At 62.9% G+C, this 20,033-nt stretch carries 16 protein-coding genes; 5 read left to right on the top strand and 11 right to left on the bottom strand.

What is annotated here, in order from left to right; genetic code table 11:
- Positions 1-610: 610 nt before the first annotated feature.
- A complete protein-coding gene (locus CFR80_RS12875; RefSeq protein ID WP_110507492.1) occupies positions 611-2,872 on the top strand; it encodes a TonB-dependent receptor in 2,262 nt (753 codons plus the stop codon).
- Between the two features lie 92 nt (positions 2,873-2,964).
- On the opposite strand, the gene murA is transcribed toward CFR80_RS12875, so the two are convergent.
- From murA to CFR80_RS12850, 5 genes are all read right to left on the bottom strand, one after another.
- Entirely contained in the window at positions 2,965-4,227 is a 1,263-nt protein-coding gene (gene murA / locus CFR80_RS12870) for a UDP-N-acetylglucosamine 1-carboxyvinyltransferase (protein ID WP_010514791.1), read from the bottom strand.
- A gap of 18 nt (positions 4,228-4,245) precedes the next feature.
- The gene (gene dcd / locus CFR80_RS12865; RefSeq protein WP_010514792.1) at positions 4,246-4,800 is read right to left on the bottom strand and encodes a dCTP deaminase; all 555 of its coding nucleotides are present in this window, start codon (positions 4,798-4,800) and stop codon (positions 4,246-4,248) included.
- A gap of 96 nt (positions 4,801-4,896) precedes the next feature.
- Positions 4,897-5,085, bottom strand: coding sequence for a hypothetical protein (locus CFR80_RS12860; RefSeq protein ID WP_010514793.1), 189 nt, complete (start codon positions 5,083-5,085; stop codon positions 4,897-4,899).
- A 68-nt stretch (positions 5,086-5,153) separates the two neighbouring features.
- Entirely contained in the window at positions 5,154-6,287 is a 1,134-nt protein-coding gene (locus tag CFR80_RS12855) for an aromatic ring-hydroxylating oxygenase subunit alpha (protein WP_010514795.1), read from the bottom strand.
- Between the two features lie 234 nt (positions 6,288-6,521).
- Positions 6,522-7,751 carry a glycosyltransferase family 4 protein gene (locus CFR80_RS12850; protein ID WP_010514797.1) on the bottom strand — a complete coding sequence of 410 codons (1,230 nt, stop codon included), beginning with the start codon at positions 7,749-7,751 and terminating at the stop codon, positions 6,522-6,524.
- 101 nt (positions 7,752-7,852) lie between these two features.
- Between CFR80_RS12850 and CFR80_RS12845 the strand changes: the two genes are divergently transcribed.
- The 4 genes from CFR80_RS12845 (at position 7,853) to infC (ending at position 12,473) form a co-directional block, all read left to right on the top strand.
- Positions 7,853-8,842 carry a tetratricopeptide repeat protein gene (locus CFR80_RS12845; RefSeq protein WP_258367794.1) on the top strand — a complete coding sequence of 330 codons (990 nt, stop codon included), beginning with the start codon at positions 7,853-7,855 and terminating at the stop codon, positions 8,840-8,842.
- 4 nt (positions 8,843-8,846) lie between these two features.
- Positions 8,847-9,749 carry a glycosyltransferase family 9 protein gene (locus tag CFR80_RS12840; RefSeq protein ID WP_010514798.1) on the top strand — a complete coding sequence of 301 codons (903 nt, stop codon included), beginning with the start codon at positions 8,847-8,849 and terminating at the stop codon, positions 9,747-9,749.
- 42 nt (positions 9,750-9,791) lie between these two features.
- On the top strand, positions 9,792-11,726 hold the full coding sequence (gene thrS / locus CFR80_RS12835; protein WP_010514799.1) for a threonine--tRNA ligase: 1,935 nt from the start codon (positions 9,792-9,794) through the stop codon (positions 11,724-11,726).
- Positions 11,727-11,951: 225 nt separating this feature from the next.
- On the top strand, positions 11,952-12,473 hold the full coding sequence (infC, locus tag CFR80_RS12830) for a translation initiation factor IF-3 (protein ID WP_010514802.1): 522 nt from the start codon (positions 11,952-11,954) through the stop codon (positions 12,471-12,473).
- Between the two features lie 243 nt (positions 12,474-12,716).
- Here the strand turns inward: infC and CFR80_RS12825 are convergent, their stop codons facing one another.
- From CFR80_RS12825 to hrpB, 6 genes are read right to left on the bottom strand one after another with little or no spacing between them, the layout of a single operon-like run.
- Positions 12,717-13,478, bottom strand: a complete 762-nt coding sequence (locus CFR80_RS12825; RefSeq protein WP_010514803.1) for an SIMPL domain-containing protein — start codon at positions 13,476-13,478, stop codon at positions 12,717-12,719.
- Positions 13,475-13,798: a hypothetical protein gene (locus CFR80_RS12820; RefSeq protein ID WP_010514804.1), complete on the bottom strand. Its 324-nt coding sequence runs from the start codon at positions 13,796-13,798 to the stop codon at positions 13,475-13,477. The genes CFR80_RS12825 and CFR80_RS12820 overlap by 4 nt, the downstream gene beginning before the upstream one ends.
- A gap of 4 nt (positions 13,799-13,802) precedes the next feature.
- Positions 13,803-15,380 carry a sensor histidine kinase gene (locus CFR80_RS12815; RefSeq protein ID WP_042658883.1) on the bottom strand — a complete coding sequence of 526 codons (1,578 nt, stop codon included), beginning with the start codon at positions 15,378-15,380 and terminating at the stop codon, positions 13,803-13,805.
- 30 nt (positions 15,381-15,410) lie between these two features.
- Positions 15,411-16,091 (bottom strand): response regulator, encoded by a 681-nt coding sequence (locus CFR80_RS12810; RefSeq protein ID WP_010514807.1) that lies wholly within the window; start codon positions 16,089-16,091, stop codon positions 15,411-15,413.
- 30 nt (positions 16,092-16,121) lie between these two features.
- Positions 16,122-17,345 carry a S1C family serine protease gene (locus CFR80_RS12805; protein ID WP_042658881.1) on the bottom strand — a complete coding sequence of 408 codons (1,224 nt, stop codon included), beginning with the start codon at positions 17,343-17,345 and terminating at the stop codon, positions 16,122-16,124.
- A gap of 37 nt (positions 17,346-17,382) precedes the next feature.
- Entirely contained in the window at positions 17,383-19,923 is a 2,541-nt protein-coding gene (gene hrpB / locus CFR80_RS12800; RefSeq protein ID WP_110507491.1) for an ATP-dependent helicase HrpB, read from the bottom strand.
- Between the last annotated feature and the right edge of the window lie 110 nt (positions 19,924-20,033).

Here is a 20,033-nt window from a genome sequence, read left to right as displayed (position 1 = left end):
TGCGTCCTCAACCGCATGGACATTGATCGCCTCGATCCGCATGCTCACACGACGGACAGCAAGGCATTGTCAAGCTTGAAAAACTTTCGGATCGGGCTCTAAGGTCGCTGTCATGCGCGGCCAGGACCCAGCGCTCCGTGCCCTTCAGCTTTCGCGTGGTGTCAAATATGGCCCTGTCGCTGTGGTCCATTTCCGAACCAGGCGGTGGGGGAGGTGGTACGAAAACAGGCATGGCTGTCATGTCCGTGGCCGTGCTGGCCTTTGCGACATGGCATGCTGCCGGAGTGGCGCCGAGGAAAAGAAAAAACAGTGATAAAACGGGACGGAAGCAAATGCGGGCCATCATCAATTTCTTGTCTTGATAATTGTCGAGAGAAGTTGAAACCCGGAACTGCAATGGAATTGCAGGTTTATATGCCCTGTTTGGCTCAGTTCCAGAATATAGGGCATGCATAATGCAGAGAATTAAAAAATAAAATCAGCCCTGAAAAAATTAATAAAAATGAAACATAAGCTACATGAAATGTTCAAAAAACAACTATTTAAAAAAATCACAAATCAAAATAAAACACATTTCAGAAATACATTGACATAAAACAGTCGTGGTAATATGCGTAACTTTGCAAAAAAATTTAAGACAGCAAAGTATACTCTGCTGTCTTTTACTGCTCTGTCTGTGGCGGGATATGCTCATGCCGCGTCACCCGATGCAGCAACTGGCAGTGGCACGCATAAAAAACAGGTGGCCTCTCGCACGACCACCACCAATAAACAGGTAGCGGACGACAGGGATCAAAAGCAGGTTTCCCGTAGCGAGGAAATGCTGGTGCGGGGGGACCGCATACAGTCTGCCACATACCAATCCCCCACAAATACACCGCTTACGGTTACACAGCCTACTTTTGTAATGAGTAAGCATTATATTGAAAATAACCTGCCTGCGACATCCAATTACGATACAGTGGCCGCCATTGCGCCCAGCGTCATGTCCATTTCACCCAATGGCCCCGGCCTGTCCGAAAGCGCCAATCTGGTCATGCGCGGCTTTTCCGATGGGCAGTATGACGTGACATTCGATGGTATTCCCATTGCCCAGACCAATGACAATACCCATCACAGTACTTCTTATTATGCCGCGCATGATCTGGGTCAGGTAGAAGTCGACGCAGGACCAGGCGATGCCACGACCGTGGGGTTTGCCACATTTGGTGGTCGGATCGGGATCAATTCCAAAGATCCCAAAAAGAAAATGGGCGCAGAAGCTTATGCAAGCGCCGGTAGCTGGAACACCTATAATTACGGCGCGGAATTTGATACCGGCGAGATCAAGGGGACTCATGGTGGCCGCCTGTTTGCCGATGTGGAAGGGACAACCAGCGGCGGTTACGTAAATTATGCCGCCCAGCGTCGTTCAAACTACATGATCAAGTATATCCAGCCTTTGGGGGAGCATACCACCCTGACGGTTTCGGGCATGTACAACCACATTGACCAGCATGCGCCACCTGGCGCCACGCGGGCACAGATTGCCAAATACGGGCCGGAATTCGGACTGAGCAATGACCCGACAAACCAGAATTATGAAGGCTACAACCGTGATGCCGTCCAGACGGATCTGGAATATATCGGCATCAATTCAGATCTGGGATCAGGCTGGACAATCGAGGACAAGGCCTACACTTTCGCCTATTTCCATCAACCTGGTGATTCAGGCAAGGACGTCAATGGAACGACTGCCAACGGGACTGTCTATTCCGCAACTGACGTGCCTGGCACCCGCATGAAGATGGATTATCGGGCATGGGGCAATGTGCTGAAACTGAAGAAGAAGGTTTCGATTGTAGACTTCCAGTCCGGTGTCTGGGTGGATCATCAGAGCAACGGGCGTATACAGTACAATCTGGACTGGACATTGGATGGCAGGCCCGCGCCCAATAGCGCCAAGGCCATTACCCGTCAGATGCATGACCAGAATCTGTCCATACAGCCTTTTATCCAGGCGGATGTACATATTACCAAGGCACTGACTTTCTCGGCCGGTTTCAAGTATGCGTCGTTTGAGCGCGATCTGGAGGCTACGGTCAATCAGACTACCAAGAAACCGATGAATTATTCACAGACCTATACGGCACCATTGCCATCTTTCAATCTGCATTACATGATCACGCCCAAATGGTCGTCCTACATTCAGGTTGCACGTGGTTTCCTTGCGCCAAGCCTGATGTATTTCTATGTTGGCAACCCTGCCGATAACCAGGTCTCGGCAGAGCGGACCTGGAACTACCAGATCGGCACATCCTACCAGAGCCGCCGGTTAAGCGTGGGAGGCGACTTCTACTATATTGATTTCAGTAACATGATCGGCTCACGCCTGATCGGCCAGAATACGCAGTATTACAATATGGGGTCCGTGCGGTATTATGGTGCAGAAGTGCAGGGAACGGTCTATCTGGCAAAAGGCATCTCGCTTTTTGCTAATGCCAGCTACAATCAGGCGCGTCTCAATTCAGATAATAGCTGGGTGCCCAACGCGCCGGACGCAACGGCTGCAGGGGGCATCATTTACAATAACAGGAACTTCTACGCGTCCCTGATCGACAAGTGGGTTGGCAGCCGGTTTGGCGACAGTTCCAATACGCAGGGCATGACGCCCTTCAATTCCCTTGACCTGTCATTGGGCTATACGACCGGCCGTGTGATTGGGCCGATGAACCATGTCAAGTTCAAGCTTAACATCACCAATCTGCTGAACAGCCATTCGATCAACTATTTCAATGGCTACGCATCCGATGGCAAGACCGCGCTGTATTTCACGCAGCCGGGACTCGGGGCCTTCGGGTCCATATCGGTCCCCTTCGATATCGGTCACTGAGCCAGCAGGCTCGTGGAAGGGGAGCGGGCATACCCTGTCGTAATGGCAGGGTATGCGCATCGGGTTCCTGCCGTGGCAAGGCCCCCGGAGCCCTAGTCCGAAACGCGCTCGATATGCGCGCCGCACTGCGCCAGCTTGCGCTCCACCGCCTCGTAGCCACGGTCCAGGTGGTAGACGCGGCTCAGGATCGTCTCCCCATGGGCGGCAAGCCCTGCGAGGATGAGTGAGAACGACGCCCGCAGGTCCGTCGCCATGACCGGCGCGCCGGACAGCGAATGTACGCCCCGGATGATGGCGGACGATCCGTGCACGTTGATGCGCGCACCCATGCGGTTGAGTTCGGGGACATGCATGAAGCGGTTTTCGAAAATGGTCTCCGTCACCATCGATGCCCCTTCGGCCACCGACAGCAGCGCCATGAACTGCGCCTGCATGTCGGTGGGGAAACCGGGATAGGGTTCGGTCATGATATCGACCCCGCGCAGCGCACCGGTGCGCTGCACGCGTACCGCCCCGTCCTCCTGCACCATCTCCACGCCCGCTTCCTCCAGCGCGCGTACGACGGCGCCAAGGTGTTCGACCTGCCCGCCCACCAGCCGCAGCTCGCCACCCGTAATGGCGGCAGCGCAGGCATAGGTACCGCATTCGATCCGGTCGGGCATGACGCGGTACTGCGCGCCATGCAGTCCCTCCACCCCGTCAATCACCAGCTTGCCCGTGCCGATGCCGGTAATGCGCGCACCCATGGCGTTGAGGCAGCCGACAAGATCCCCGATTTCGGGCTCACGCGCGGCGTTGACGATCTCGGTGCGCCCCTTGGCCAGGGTTGCGGCCATTAGCAGGTTTTCGGTCGCCCCAACCGAGGCGAACGGCAGGATCACCCGCTCCCCCTTCAGGCCATGGGGGGCTTCGGCATGGATGTAGCCATTTTCCAGCGTGATCTTCGCCCCCAGCGTTTCCAGCGCCTTGAGGTGCAGGTCAACCGGGCGGGTGCCGATGGCGCAGCCACCGGGCAGCGACACGCGGGCTTCACCACAGCGCGCCAGCAGCGGACCGAGCACAAGGATTGACGCCCGCATCTTGGAGACGATGTTGTAGGGCGCTTCGGTATTGGTGATCTCGCCACCGACCGCCAGCGTGCCGCCATCGCCGCTGACATCTTCCACCGTCAGGCCATGCTGTTCCAGCAGCCTGCGCATGGTGCGGATGTCGGCAATGCGCGGCACGTTATCCAGCACCAGCCGTTCGGAGGTCAGTAGCCCCGCCACCAGCAGCTTGAGGGCGGAGTTCTTCGCCCCCCCGATCACGATGTCCCCACGCAGCGGGTGGCCGCCGTGAATGATGAAACGGTCCATGACTTGCGGTTCCTGCCCTTACATGCGCGGCGGGGCGACGCCAACCTGCCCCATGTATTTGCCCTTGCGGTCGGCGTAGCTGGTTTCACACGGGGATGCGCCCTGGAAGAACAGGAACTGGCAGATCCCCTCATTGGCGTAGATCCGCGCGGGCAGCGGGGTCGTGTTGCTGATCTCGATCGTGACCTGGCCTTCCCATTCCGGTTCCAGCGGGGTCACGTTCACGATGATGCCGCAACGCGCATAGGTGGACTTGCCCAGGCAGACCACCAGCGTGTCGCGCGGGATGCGGAAGTATTCGACCGTATGCGCCAGCACGAAGCTGTGTGGCGGAATGGTGCAGCAGTCGCCCCGGCGGGTGACAAAGCTGTTTTCGGCAAAGTTCTTGGGATCGACCACCGCGTTGTCCACGTCGGTGAAGATCTTGAATTCGTCGGCCACGCGTGCGTCATACCCGTACGATGACAGCCCGAAGGAAATCACGCCCTCGCGGTTCTGTTTTTCCACGAAGGGTTCGATCATGCCGTGGTCCGTGGCCATGCGACGAATCCACGTGTCAGGCATTATTGGCATGTTGTCCCTTCCTTCGGCATCGGTGGCGCGTGGACGGAAAACCCGTCGGCTGCTGCGCGACCACTAACGAAGTGGCCGCCCGACCGCAACCGGCAATCACGCTTCGTTGCTGGATATGTCGCTGCTGTCAGGCATGAGGTCGGCGGGCGGGGCCGTGCGTGCGCGGCTCTGCTGCTTGCGCCGGCGCAGGTTGGCGCGCAGCGCCTCGGCTTCACGGGCCAGACGCTGCTGGCGCGCGGCCTCGGCCCTGTCGGTCAGGCGGGGGGTATCTGGCCGGTCGGTCATGGTGGTGGTTTCGCGCGGAAGGGGGGGAAGGCCCGCCACCCATGGGGATGGCGGGCAGGCGGAAGATGTCAGGCAGGTGTTGCCGGGCTGGCGGGCTGCTGCGCGGTGGTCGCGGGCGGCATGTCCTGCGGAATGCCACTGCGGATCAGCAGTTCACGCAGTGCCTTGACCACGGGGAAGATTTCCACGTTGCGGTCGTAGCCCACCTCGTTCCACGCGGCCTGTTCCAGTTCCACGATATCCTTGTCTTCAAGGAAGATGCGGTTGGTAAACCAGCCCAGCGCGGGCCAGATCATGTCGATCAGGAACGGCGTCTGCGGGCGCAGGATGGACAGCAGGCCAAAGGACTGGGTGATGCGTTCATCCTTGTCCACCGGCACGTAGGCGGTCCACAGGTCCATGATCAGGTCACCGTCCTTGTCGGTGATGCGCAGGGTCTGGTACGGGTATTCCGTACGGATGGTCACCACTTCCTCGACGGGCTGCTCCTTGCCCTGCAGATCCTTGTGCTTGCCGAAGATCAGGCGTTCGGCCAGCGGCTGCTGACCGGCGCAGCGCATGAAGCTGTAACGTGCCTCGATGAAGTTCTCACCCTTGTCCTGCCCCAGGAAGCGGGCCTTGATCTGGCCCATCTGGCGGCGGTGCAGGAACTGGTGGTTCATGTCCATCAGGTTCTCATGCATGAAGGTGTAGTGGCAGTTCACCCGCGGGCTGAAGTTCTTGGTCTTGTATTTGGGGTTGTCCGTCTGGGCCAGCTTGGGGAAAGGCGTGCTGTCGGCCTTTTCCGGATTGCCAGGGAAGACGAAGATCAGGCCGCCCGCCTCACGCACGGGGAAGGTGCGCACGCCATTGGGCAGCTTGCCCTTGCCAAGGTAGGGCACGTCGATGCAGCGGCCCGACCGGCCAAAGGCCCAGCCATGATAGCAGCAGCGCACGGTCTGGCCGTTCACGGTTCCCTTGCTCAGCGGAACCTGACGGTGGGGGCAGCGGTCATACAGCGCGAAGACGCTGCCATCTTCGGGGCGGACCAGCACGATGGGCGTGCCGGCATAGCTGACCGCCAGCGTCTTGCCCTTGCGCAGGTCCGACGACCACGCGACCGGATACCAGAAATCCGGATTGGCATTCACCCGGCGCAGGTCGGGGTGATGGGGCTGGGGTTCGGGTGTCGTGTCTGTCTGGACGGGGGAAATCTGGTTCATGTGGTGCAGTCCCGAAGTGTTCGCGTTGAAACGGCGGGCCGCGGGTCATCCCCGTCCGCCAGAAAGAAGAATGCGCAATGGGTGAAGAATTTCGCGCGCCTTGTCGACTGCAAAACCACCCCCTGCATAAGGCCCATGCCGAATACTGGACGCTCGATCAGGGTTTTGGGACCACCATGAGACAGATCAAGGCTGTCCTGCACCTGATATGGCACAATTGCCGCCCGCGCGTTTTCATCCCGCCTGCGGCAGGTGTTCTTCGTCCCAGATAACGTCCGTCATGGCGTTATGGTAGAAAGTATTCGCCAGCTGCGTATGCAGAAGTTCATCATATACAGCCAGCGTCGCGTACTGCATCGCCTGTGTTGAATAATGCTCGCGCACATTCTCGCGCGCATGCCACGCCAGGGCCAGCCGTTCTTCCGCCGTCATGGTGGCGACATGGTGCATGCATGCCGCCAGTGCCTGGGCGTCGTTGGGGGGAAAGGCAAAACCGGTCATGCCATCGTTCACCGTTTCCAGTGCGGCGCCATGGGCCGCCACGATCACGGGGCGGCCCATGGCCTGTGCTTCCACCACCACGCGACCAAAGGGTTCAGGCCGTAGCGACGGGACAATCACCATGTCCGCCAGCATCATGGCGGCGGGCATGTCCGCGCAATGCCCGGCAAAGCGCAGGCGTGCGGCGATTCCCCTGCGTGTCGCCAGTTCCACGAGGTCGCGCCCCTGCTTCTCATTCGCCTCGCCCACGAAAATGCAGACCCACTCCCCATCCGGGCCGGCCATGTCGTTCATGCGCGCCAGTGCCTCGATCAGCAGTGCATGCCCTTTCCACGGCGTCACCCGTGCCGGCAGCATGATGACGGTGGCGCCGTCGGGTATGTCCCACAGGTTGATCAGGTTCTGTACCCGGTTGCCGCGCACGCCCTGCGGGTCAAAGCGGGTCATGTCCGCCCCGCGCGGGATCAGGCGCAGGCGGTCATCGCCCACCTTGTATTCCTCGCGCAGGCGGTTTTCGATGTAGCGGCTTATGGCGATGACCCGGTTGCCCGATGCCAGCACGCTGTTGTACCGCCGCTTGCCCGGCAGGTTGGCGGCATGCACGCCGTGCCATGTGGTGACCAGCGGCACCTTCAGCCGCCTGCATGCAAGATGGGCGGCCCAGGCGGGGGCACGTGAACGCGCATGGACAAGGTTGACGCCGTAATCGCGGATGACATGGCGCAGGCGGGTTGCATTGCGCATGATGGACAGGGGGTTCTTGGCCTTCAGGTCCATCTCGACCGGGATGGCCCCGATATATTTCAGGCGCGGGACCAGCCGCCCGCCCGCACTGGCCACGATGGCGGTGCCACCGGCCTGCACGATGGCCTGCGCCATTTCCAGCGTGCCATGTTCGATCCCGCCGGATTCGAGGGCTGGCAGGGCCTGCAGGATAACAGGTCGGTCGGTAACGGTTTGCATCGCATTTCCCCATACCACGATCATTCCGGAACTGCACGGGTGGGGAATGAATGGGTTCCCGGCCCTTGACCTTCTTGGCGGGCGGGACGACGAATGCGGTAATGAGAGTCTCTGCGTGCCTGCCTGTTTCCCAGTTGCCCCAGCCGGACGGATGTCCCGGACGTTTCCCCATTGCCCTGGCCCGGCCCATGGGGCGGATGCGGGCGGGGTGTCGGGTCCTGACCGTCGCGGGGGCGATGATGGTGGGGGTGGTCTGTGCACTGCCGGTGGGCGATTCTGCCTGCGGTCGCGCACGGGCGGCGGAGACGGTGCAGCAGGCAGCCCCATCGCCCCTCCCCGGGCAGGAACACTCGGACGCATCGCATGAGGCATGGAGTTTCGCCCGTTGCACCGCCACCCTGTCCGATGACCCCGATGGCGCGCGGGATTATGCCCAGGACTGGCTGGCCCATGGTGGCGGGCTGGAGGCGCAACAATGCGAAGCCCTCGCGCGTATGGAACTGGGGGATGTGGCGACGGCGGCGGCATCGCTGGATCGCCTGGCGCATGTGCCGGGCTGGCCCACGGGGGATACGGCCGTGTCCGGTGCGGTTGATACCGCGCAGTCCCTGCGTCGCCGCGCCACCGTGGCTGAACAGGCGGCGCGGGCATGGCAGGCGGACGACAGCCCCAGGCAGGCATTCGACAGCGCGACCTATGGCCTGACGCTGGAGCCGGGGGACGTGCCGCTGCGGCTGGTCTATGCCCGGGTCGCGGTTGAACTGGACCAGCCACAGCGCGCGATAGACACCCTGACGCCGCTGCCATCCGTTCCGGTGGAACGTGATGAGGCGCTGATCGCGCGCGCCACCGCATGGCGCAGGATGGGACGGATCGAGCAGGCCATGACCGACATCAACGCCGCCCTGAAGGACATGCCCCGCAATGGGGCCGCCCTGCTGGAACGCGGCATCCTGTACCAGCGCGAGGGACAGATGGCGCAGGCGCGCGCCGACTGGCAGGACGTGGTGACGCTGTCCCCGGATTCGGATGAGGCGGACCTTGCGCGGCAGGACCTGTCGCTTCTTGAAACCGACCCCGAGGCACCCTGACCCCATGGCCCGTATCCTGGTGATCCGGCTGGGCGCGCTGGGCGATTTTGTCCAGTCCTTCGCGCCGTTCGCGGCCATTCGCGCCCATCATGCGCATGACAGGGTGGACCTGCTGACGCAGGCGCCTTTTATCGACCTTGCGCGGCATGCGCCGTGGTTCGACCATGTGCATGTTGACCGCAGGCCGCCATGGCATGACCTGCGCGCGGTCATGGCGCTGCGTCGGCTGCTGCGATCCTATGATTTTGTCTATGACCTGCAGACATCAGGACGCAGCACGCGGTATTTCCACCTGTCGGGCATGAAGGCATGGTCGGGAATCGGGCGCGGCGCGCAGGCGGTGCATGACAGCCCGCAACGGCGCGTCATGCATACCCGCGCACGCCAGCGCGACCAGTTGCGGCATGCGGGACTCGACAGCCTGCCGGTGCCCGACCTGTCGTGGCTGGCGCAGGGCGGGCCTGTCCTGTCCGCGCCCTATGGCGTGCTGGTGCCGGCGGCGGCGGCGCATCGTCCGGCCAAGCGCTGGCCGGTGGAACGGTATGCGGTCCTTGCGCAGCGCATGCACGCACGCGGAATGCGGCCCGTGATCGTGGGCAGCAAGGCGGAAGGACCGCTTGCCGCCACCATCCGCACGGCCTGTCCCGATGCGGTGGACCTGACGGGGCGGACATCGCTGCTGGAACTGGGCGGCGTGATGGGGCGCGCGGCCTGCGCCGTGGGAAATGATACCGGCCCCATGCATCTTGCCGCCGCCCTGGGCGTGCCCTGCACCGTGCTGTTTTCGGCCGACAGCAACCCCGCGCTGACCGCGCCCGTGGGCCAGCATGCGGGGCAGGTGCGGGTCATTTATGTGCGTGATCTGGCAACTCTGCGCGTTGACAGGGTTGCGGCGACGCTCGCCTGACGCCATTACAGCGGAACATCTTCTTACCGGAGCAATGAAACCATGCCTGCCATAACCCTGCCTGACGGATCCGTTCGCCGCTTTGACGGGGCAGTGACGGGCACGACCGTGGCGCAGTCCATCGGGGCCGGTCTGGCCCGTGCCGCCCTTGCCATGGAAGTGGACGGCAAGCTTATGGATATCGGTCGTGAGATCGACCATGACGCCAAGGTCCGCTTTGTGACGCGCAAGGACCCCGAGGCGCTGGAAATGATCCGCCATGACGCGGCCCATGTGCTGGCGGAAGCCGTGCAGTCGCTGTTTCCCGGAACCCAGGTCACGATCGGCCCGTCGATCGAAAACGGGTTCTATTACGATTTCTATCGCAACGAGCCGTTCACGCCCGATGACTTCGCCGCGATTGAAAAGCGGATGGGCGAAATCGTGGCCGCGAACGAACCGTTCGTGCGCGAGACGTGGCCGCGTGAGAAAGCCATCCAGTTTTTTGAGGACAGGGGCGAGCGCTTCAAGGCCGAACTGATCCGTGACCTGCCTGAAGATGAGGAAATCTCCATCTACCGTCAGGGTGAGTGGCTGGACCTGTGCCGTGGGCCGCATCTGCGGGGCACGGCGGATGTGGGCAATGCCTTCAAGCTGATGAAGGTCGCCGGCGCCTACTGGCGGGGGGATCACCGCAACCCCATGCTGACCCGGATCTATGGCACGGCATGGCGTGACCGCAAGGAACTCGAGGCGCACCTGCACCAGCTGGAGGAAGCCGAACGGCGCGACCACCGCCGCATCGGGCGCGAGATGGACCTGTTCCACATTCAGGAAGAAGCCGTGGGCCAGATATTCTGGCACCCCAAGGGCTGGCGGCTGTATTCGGTGCTGCAGGACTACATGCGCCGCGCGCAGAATACGAATGGCTATCAGGAAGTGCGCACCCCGCAGCTTGTTGACCGCGGCCTGTGGGAAGCGTCCGGGCACTGGGACAAATACCGCGAACACATGTTCATCGCCACCGTCGAGGATGAGGACAAGACCCTCGCCCTGAAGCCGATGAACTGCCCGTGCCATGTGCAGATCTTCCGCCATGGTCTGCGGTCCTATCGTGAACTGCCGCTGCGTATGGCAGAATTCGGGGCGTGTCACCGGTACGAGCCATCGGGCGCGCTGCATGGCATCATGCGCGTGCGTGGTTTCACGCAGGATGATGCGCATATCTTCTGCACCGAAGACCAGATCGCCGATGAAACCGCGCGGTTCGTGCGCATGCTGGCCGATGTGTACCAGGATCTTGGATTCGAGCATTTCCGCGTGAAATTCGCTGACCGTCCCGAACAGCGCGCCGGTGACGACGCGACATGGGACCGTGCGGAAAATGCGCTGAAGGTTGCCTGCGACATGGCGGGCGTGACCTATGAACACAACCCGGGCGAGGGCGCGTTCTATGGTCCGAAGCTGGAATTCGTGCTGCGTGACGCCATCGGCCGTGACTGGCAGTGCGGCACGCTGCAGGTCGATTACGTGCTGCCCGAACGGCTGGATGCGTCCTATGTGGGGGAAGACAGCGCACGGCACCGTCCGGTCATGCTGCACCGGGCAATTCTGGGTTCGTTCGAGCGATTCCTTGGTATCCTGATCGAACAGCATGCGGGCCGTTTCCCGCTGTGGCTGGCGCCGGTGCAGGTGGTGGTGGCGTCCATCGTGACCGATGCAGCGGATTATGCCCAACATGTGACCGACAGCCTGCGCAAGGCGGGGCTGGTGGTGGAAGCCGACCTGCGGAACGAAAAGATCAATGCCAAGATTCGCGAACACAGTCTGGCACGTGTTCCGGTGATTCTGGTGGTGGGCCGCAAGGAAGCGGAGGAAAACACCGTCGCCCTGCGCCGCCTTGGTGGCAAGGCGCAGGAGGTGCTACCACTGGAAGAAGCGGTGTCGGCCCTTGCATATGAAGCCCTGCCACCCGATATCCGCAGGGAACGCGGCTGACCGCCTGGTTCCGTGCCGCAATTGCATGGCTGTTTTCGCGGGTACGGGACAAGACAGTACTTGATCTGTGGCGTGTCTTTGCGTCACATATCTTTCCATAATGTAAGGTCATGCCTTGCCTGCGCATCTGCCATGGTCCCGGCCATGAATGCGTTGGTATCGGGGATGGCCTTATCTGCCGTTTGAATGAAACAGTTACAGGAGCTGACCATAGCCAGACCCCCGATGCCCACTCCGCCAAATCGAGAGGGCCCCCGTGTCAATGAAGAGATCCGCGTACCGCAGGTCCGTCTGATCGACGAAGAAGGCGAGATGCTGGGCATCATGTCCACGCGTGATGCGCTGGCCCGCGCCTATTCCGTTGGCCTTGATCTTCTGGAAATCAGTCCGAACGCCGAGCCGCCCGTGGCGAAGGTCCTTGACTACGGGAAGTTCAAGTACGAACAGCAGAAAAAGCGTAACGAAGCGCGCAAGAAGCAGAAAGTCATCGAAATCAAGGAAGTCAAGGTTCGCCCGAACATTGACGAAAATGATTATCAGGTGAAGATGCGCGCAATGAAGACCTTCATTGGCGAAGGCGACAAGGTGAAGGTGACCCTTCGCTTCCGTGGCCGTGAAATGGCGCATCAGGATCTGGGTGTAAAGGTTCTGGAGCGTATCCGCGCGGAAATGGATGAGATCGCCAAGGTTGAGCATATGCCCAAGCTTGAAAACCGCCAGATGATCATGGTGCTTGCCCCGCGCTAAGGGCAGGCCCACGTATCTGCGTTATGAAAAGGCCCGGTGGAATATTCCACCGGGCCTTTTCTGTATGTCCTGCTGCACGGAGGAACGACGATGGATGTCGTTCCCCTATGTCGCTGTGCCACGCAGGAATAATAAACGTTTTCGGGTGCCGCCTTTTTTCAGGAAGGCAGCGTTTCCTGAATCGTCCTGAAAAAGCACCCAAAACGTTTACTCGTTTCAGGATCGCCGGAGGGCAGACTTTTCTTACCCGGCAGGCTTAAGGATCAGCGTGGCGCGGACGGTTGCGGTGACATCCTGCATGCCGGTCGGGGCCTCTGCGCCGGGCATGTCAACGCTGGCGGCGCGCGCCATCATCATCATGGGCATCGGGCGCGGCATGTTCTGGTCTTCCAGCGTCACGGTGCGGATGGAGGCAACGGTCAGCTTCAGCGTACTGGCAGCCGCCTGCGCGCGCTGCTGCATGTCCTGCAGGGCCAGTGTTTCAGCCCTGCGGGTCAGTTCCGCCCGCTTTTCACGTGACAGGGACCAGTCCAGCCGGGTCAGGGCCAGGTTATCGGCCTGTAACTGACCCACCAGCGGCAGCAGCACCTTGCCATCGGTGGCGGTCAGGCGGATGCTCTGGCGCGCCACCCATTGTGGCCTGCGGTTCTGTCGCGGGTCGCCATCATCATGGTGCACGAAATACGACTCGGCATTCAGGGTCAGTCCCGATGCATGGGCGCTGGCAGCCGTGACCTTGCCCACCAGTGCATTGACCTGCGCCTGTGCGCTGGCGGCCGTGTCGGCCCGGGCTTCGGCCATGAACGTGGCGGTCAGTTCATCAGGCTGGGCTTGCACCGTGCCGGACGCGGACAGGTCCAGTTCGGTTGCATTGGGGGGAACGGGATTTACGGACTGGGTCTGGGCCATGCCACCTGCCGGATGCAGCGTTGCCGCCACCAGCATGCCGGGCAGGGCAATGCGCAGGCCGTGGCGGGCAAAGGTCGTCAAGGGGTAAAAGGTCATGAATGCGTGGTCTCCTTCAGTTCAACCAACGCACGACGCAGGCGCACGATCCCTGAACGGATTCGCCCCTCGCGGCACATGTCTTCCCCCTGCGTGCGCAGGCTGTCCACATCCTGCGGCAGGGCGGGGCCATAGGCATCGATGATGTTGAGCAGCCGGTTACAGTAAGCCTTGGTGTCGCTGGTAATGATCACGGGCTTGTCCGTGCCATCCCGTGTGGCGATGACATCCGCCCCGGCGCCTGCCCCGACCGGGGCTGCGCCACACAGGCAGAAACTCATCACAACGATGGCCGGCGCCATGGCGGGGTGCATGTTCATGATGTTACTTTACGCTACTGTTCATGTCATGCTGATGGGGGAAAGGTGACCTTTCCGTCATGCCTGATATGTGCAGCGGAGATGGAAAATCTTCTTCCATCCCTGAAATCGCGCAGGCGGCGATTGGCAGCGCCAGTGAAACCGTCAGCCCCGGGTTATGCGCCGACAGGTGCATCCGTCCCCCATGCAGTTGAACGATGGCCCGCACCATGGACAGGCCCAGCCCTGAGCCGGGCGTATTGCGCGCTTTTTCCGCCCGGAAGAAGCGTTCCGTGGCTCGCTCCATGTCGGCCTCGCTCATGCCGATTCCCTCATCGCTGACACACAGGTCCAGCATGCCCTCGCCCGTGGGGCCGACAATACGGCCGGGGGCCAGTTCGCGCACCTGTGCACGCAGGTGGACGGTGCCGCCGGGCGGCGAGAACTTGATGGCGTTGTCCAGCATGTTGGCCACAGCCTGCTGGATCAGGGAACGGTCCCCGTAGAAGATCAGGCTTTCGGGTAGGTCCAGCGCCAGCGTGATGTCATGGTCTTCCGCCACGGCTTCATACAGGTCGGCCACATCACGCAGGACCGGGACCAGATCGAACGTCATGAACGCGGAACGGCGGGCCCCGGCCTCGATCTGGGCAATGCGCAGCAGGGCCTCGAACACGGCGGTGACGTTGTCCAGGTTGCCCACCGCGCGTTCGATCGCGTCACGCAGTTCTTCATCCGTGGTGGCGTGCAGCGCCGCGTCCTCCAGCTGGGTGCGCGCGCGGGCGATTGGGGTGCGCAGGTCATGGGCAATGGAATTGGAGACCTGCCGCACGCCATCCATCAGCCGCACGATCCGGTCCAGCATTTCATTGATGGCTTCGGCCACCTGGTCCATTTCATCGCCATTGCCCACCAGCGGCATGCGGCGGCTCAGGTCGCCATGGGCGATGGCGGATGTCGTGCGGGCCACGGTCTTGACCATGCGGCGGAAAATGCCGTGCACGAGTACCGCGCCGCTGACCGCCAGCAGGGTCACCATGACCCATGCCCATAACAGCGAATCGGTCAGCAGGTGGCGCAGGATGCCACGTGCGCGCACGTCACGCCCCACCAGCAGGCGGTAGCCGCTGTCCAGTTGGCCCGCCGTATGGCTCTGCGCCGTGCCGGGCAGGCGGTAGGCATGCAGTTCCGCCATGCCGCGCAGGCCCGCCCGGGTATCGGGCAGGGAATACCAGCGGTCCGTGTACTGCACCTTGGCGGGCCATCCCGACACGTTGCCGGTCAGGTAATTGCCCTGCGGATCGATGACGAGGTAGATCGCATCGTCATCCAGATTCTGCTCCAGCCTGTCCTCGATGGTCAGGGCCAGCGTGGGCAGGCCGCCCATCATCCACCGTTCGGCCAGGGCATGGGCATCGGCATTGATGGCGGTTTCCACCTGGCGTTCCAGAAACCCGATCGTGCCCCACCACATGAAGGACATGAACAGGACGGAGGACAGGGCGAACATCATGCCATATGCCAGCGAAAACCGCAGGCTGGCCGACCGCCATGCCCGCCAGCGTGACGGGCGCGGCATGGCGCGCGGGAAACCGGCGGGCATCAGCATCCCGCCCACGGGCAGGGACGGCGCCTATTCGGCACGCAGCATGTATCCCGCGTTGCGGATGGTGTGGATCAGCGGCGTGCCGAACGGCTTGTCCACTTTCTGGCGCAGGCGGGACACATGCACGTCAATCACGTTCGTCTGCGGGTCGAAATGGTAGTCCCACACGCCTTCCAGCAGCATGGTACGGGTCACGACCTGTCCCGCATGCCGGGTCAGATATTCCAGCAGGCGGAATTCGCGCGGCTGCAGGTCAATCTTCTGGCCCGAGCGACGGACGGTGCGCGACAGCAGGTCAATTTCAAGGTCGGCCACTTCCAGCTTGGTCTGGGGGGCGGCTTCCGTCCGGCCTCGGCGGCCAAGGGCCTCGACACGGGCCAGCAGTTCGCTAAAGGCAAAGGGTTTGGTGACGTAATCATCGCCGCCTGCCTTCAGTCCCTGCACGCGGTCATCCACATCCGCCAGCGCCGACAGCAGCAGCACGGGGGTCGTGTTGTTCTGCGCGCGGATGGTTTCCAGCAGGCGCACGCCGTCAATGCCGCCGGGCAGCATGCGGTCGAGTATGATCAGGTCGAACTTCTCGCTTACGGCCATGAACAGGCCGTCCTTGCCGTTATCGGTCAGTTCGACCAGATGCCCGGCTTCCTTCAGGCCCTTGGCCACGAAATTGCGGACGGTGGGATCATCTTCAACAACAAGAATATGCACGTTGCCTCACGTCGTTTGGGGCGGGGTCAGTCAGTCTTCCATGTCCTCGTCGGGGCGGTGGCCGACGCAGGCCGGCAGGCTGAGCGTGTCATGGCGGCGGCGGATATGCAGCACCACGGTCGACCGGGGCCGTTTCGCCGCGATCGAACGGATCAGCATGCGCGATGTATCGATCGGTTCATCATTCACGGCGGTAATGACATCCCCTATATGCAGGTGCGCCTTCATGGCCGGCCCGTTGCGGTCGATGCCGACAATCTGCACGCCGTCATGCCCCGGGCCGTCCGCCAGTGTAACACCCAGCCACCCCCGGTCGATATGGCCATTATGGCGCAGCTCTTCCACAATAGGTGCCACGATTTCCGACGGAAGGCCAAACCCGATGCCCACCGACCCCCCGGTGGGCGAGACAATGGCCGTGTTCACCGCCACCACCTGCCCGCCCAGATTGAATGACGGGCCGCCGGAATTGCCGGGATTGATCGGCGCGTCGATCTGCAGGAAGTCATCGAACGGGCTGGTGCCGATATCGCGCCCGCGTGCCGACACGATGCCCGCGGTAACGGATGATCCCAGTCCGAACGGATTGCCCGCCGCCATGATCCAGTCCCCGATATTGACCAGCCTGCTGTCCCCCCATGGCACGAAGGGCATGGGGTGAGGAGCGTGGATCTGGATGACCGCAATATCCGTCAGGTCATCGCTGCCGACCAGATGGGCGGGGAATTCCGTACCATCGGCCAGGGACACGGTAATCAGGTCGGCACCACCCACCACATGCGCGTTAGTCACGATCACACCGCTGGGGTCGATCAGGAAGCCCGAGCCTGCACCCAGCATTTCTTCCCCATGCGCGCGCATGCGTTCACGGAACCTGTGTTCAAACGGCGTGCCCTTCACACTGGGCGGCAGGGGCTGGTGGCTGGTGGTGCTCCGGTTATCCTGTGAAACCGCGATATTCACTACCGCCGGTCCCACCTGGCGTACCAGCGGGGCGAAGGTCAGCGGTCCCGTCGCCACCACCGGCGGCACCGGCGCGGCGAACAGGGAGGGATTGGGCGGCACGGCGGATGACGTTGCAACGTCCTGCGCGCATGCCCCCGTCGCCAGTCCGCCCAGGCCAGGCATGCCCAGCAGCAGCATCGGCAACAACCGGGAAGCCGGACGGCGGCCCATGGCAATCCGTGTCATGTATGGCGGCGGAAGGAAGCGTTCATGATCATCCATGTTATCTGAAAAAAGCGGCAATGCCATGGCTGCATGACATCATGGACGCAAATGCATGCGGTTTTTATGGCGTACGATGCGGCCGGGGCGGTGGGGGCGTGGCTGTGGCGGGGTTTTCGGGCCAGTCATGGCGGGGATAGCGTCCGCGCATGTCACGGCGCATATCCGCCCATGACCCGGCCCAGAAGCCCGCAAGGTCGGCGGTAATGGCCTGCGGCCTGCCCGCGGGCGACAGCAGGGCGATACGCAGGTCGACCCGCCCGTCGGCAATGCGGGGGGTTTGTGTCACCCCATAGAAGGTCTGCGCCCGTGCGGATGCCACCGGCACGGGTTGCAGGTAGTCGATCGCGGCCCGTCCCCCCGGCATGTCCAGATGGGTGGGCAACATGCGGTCCAGCCATTTCAGCGTGGCGTGGTCCATCGTCGCGCGCAGCATGGCCAGCAGGTCCATCTCCGCCAGCGCGGACAGGCGGTTCACCCCCGCAAGCCACGGGGCAAGCCAGCTTTCGGTGGTTCGGGCCAGGGCCTCATCCGACAGGTCGGGCATGTCCGGGCGGTCCAGGCGGGTACGCGCCAGTGCCACGCGGGCCTGCAACTGGCGGCAGGCGTCGCTCCATGTGAAGGTCGCGGCAGGGTTCTGTGCCGCCTGCGCGCACAGGAGGGCACAGACTTCATCGGCACTGGCGCTCACGGTGCGGTCACGCAGCACAAGGTTGCCCAGCCGCAGCCTGCGTCGCGCCAGCACGTTGCCCGTTGTCGTGTCCAGCGTGGTTTCAACCTGTTCGCGCGCCCGCGCCAGCAGGCTGTCCGGCAGCGCATCACGGTCCAGCGGGGCGGCAAGGCATATCTCGGCCGCCTTGCGCACATGCATGCCCGCCACGGCCAGCAGGGCGCAACGTGCCAGTTCATCCGTCTTGGACAGGCGCGCGCTGCCGCCGCCGGCCATGCGGAACGATCCCGCATCCCCGCGTGACTGCGCCACCCGGTCGGGGAAGGCTGCGGCAATCAGGGCGGCGGGATCGCCACTGGCGGGAATGTCACGGCCCAGCCCCAGCCGCCTGCGGTACTGCCGGGCGGCATGGCGGATGCGTGACAGCGCCGCGCGGTCGGCATCGGGATGGTCGCCACCGGCCAGCAGGTCCAGACGCAGGCGGATATCGGCAGGGGCCGTGGGCGGCGCGCCCCGGCCGCCACCGGCGGGGCGACGGGGGCGCAGCGGGTCGCGTTCTTCCAGCAGTGCGGCGATGTCGGCGGCCATGGCGCGTTCGCCTGGCGTGCGCGCGGCCAGCATCATGGCGGCCAGACGCGGATGCGCGCCAAGGGTGGCCATGCGCGTGCCCTCCCGCGTGATGCGGGCTTCGTCATCCAGTGCGCCGAGTGCCTGCAGCAGGCTGCGCCCGGCCTCGAACGCGCCATTTGGCGGAGGATCGGGAAAAGGAAGATCGGCGGGCGCCGTACCCATTGCATCCTGCCATGCCGCCGCATCCAGCCGCAGGCCGGTCAGTTCGGCCTCCATCATTTCGGGCTGGTCGTGGGGCGGCATGGCGCGGGTGGTCATTTCCGTCCACAGGCGTATGGCGTGTCCGGGGGCGACACGTCCCGCGCGGCCTGCGCGCTGATTGGCGGCGGCACGCGAAATCCGCACCGTATCGAGTCGCGTAAGACCCGTGCCCACATCCAGCCGCGGCACGCGGCGGAACCCCCCGTCCACCACAATGCGCACCCCTGGCACGGTCAGGGATGTTTCGGCAATGGAGGTGGCCAGGATCACCCGCCTGCGCCCATCGGGATGGGGGGACAGGGCGCGGTCCTGCTCGGCAGGGGGCAGTTCGCCATATAAAGGCAGGACATCCGCCGCGATCCCGTCCAGCAGGGTGCGCGTGCGGTGGATTTCGGCAACGCCGGGCAGGAAGGCCAGCACATCGCCCGGATCCTGTGCGATGGCGGCGCGAATGGCGGCGGCCATGGCGTCGGGCAGGTCGCGGCGATGGACAAGGTCACGGGTGGCGTGGCGGATCTCCACGGGGAACATCCGGCCTTCGCTTTCCACCAGTTCGGCATTCATGCGCTGCGCCAGTGCCGCCCCGTCCATGGTGGCGGACATGGCGACCAGCTTCAGTTCGGGCCGCAGGCTGCGTTGCAGGTCAAGGCAGAAGGCAAGGGCGGCATCCGCATCGACGGATCGTTCGTGGATTTCATCAAAGATGACGCATGCCACCCCATCCAGCGTGGGATCGGACAGCAGGCGGCGCACCAGCAGGCCTTCGGTAATCACCTCGATGCGCGTGCGCTCCGATGTCGCGCCATCCAGCCGGGTGCGGTACCCGACCAGCCCGCCCGGCTGTTCGCCCATAAGCTCCGACATGCGCGTGGCGGCCGCACGGGTGGCCAGCCTGCGTGGTTCCAGCATCACGATCCGCCCGTCGCCACGCCATGGCGCATCCAGCAGCGCCAGCGGCACCAGCGTGGTCTTGCCCGCACCGGGCGGGGCGACCAGCACGGCGTTGGACGTGCGTGTCAGTGCATTCTGCAGCGGCGGCAGGGCAGCGGCGACAGGCAGCGCGTTGCCGCCTTCGGACAGGAGGGCGTCAAGACGGTTTTGCAAGGTCGGGTCTAAGAGCCCGATCCGAAAGTTTTTCAAGCTTGACAATGCCTTGCTGTCCGTCGTGTGAGCATGCGGATCGAGGCGATCAATGTCCATGCGGTTGAGGAAGC

Origin of the sequence: Komagataeibacter oboediens (genome assembly GCF_003207815.1) — a bacterium.
Classification (GTDB): Bacteria; Pseudomonadota; Alphaproteobacteria; order Acetobacterales; family Acetobacteraceae; genus Komagataeibacter; species Komagataeibacter oboediens.
This window is presented reverse-complemented; position numbering and strand designations above follow the sequence as displayed.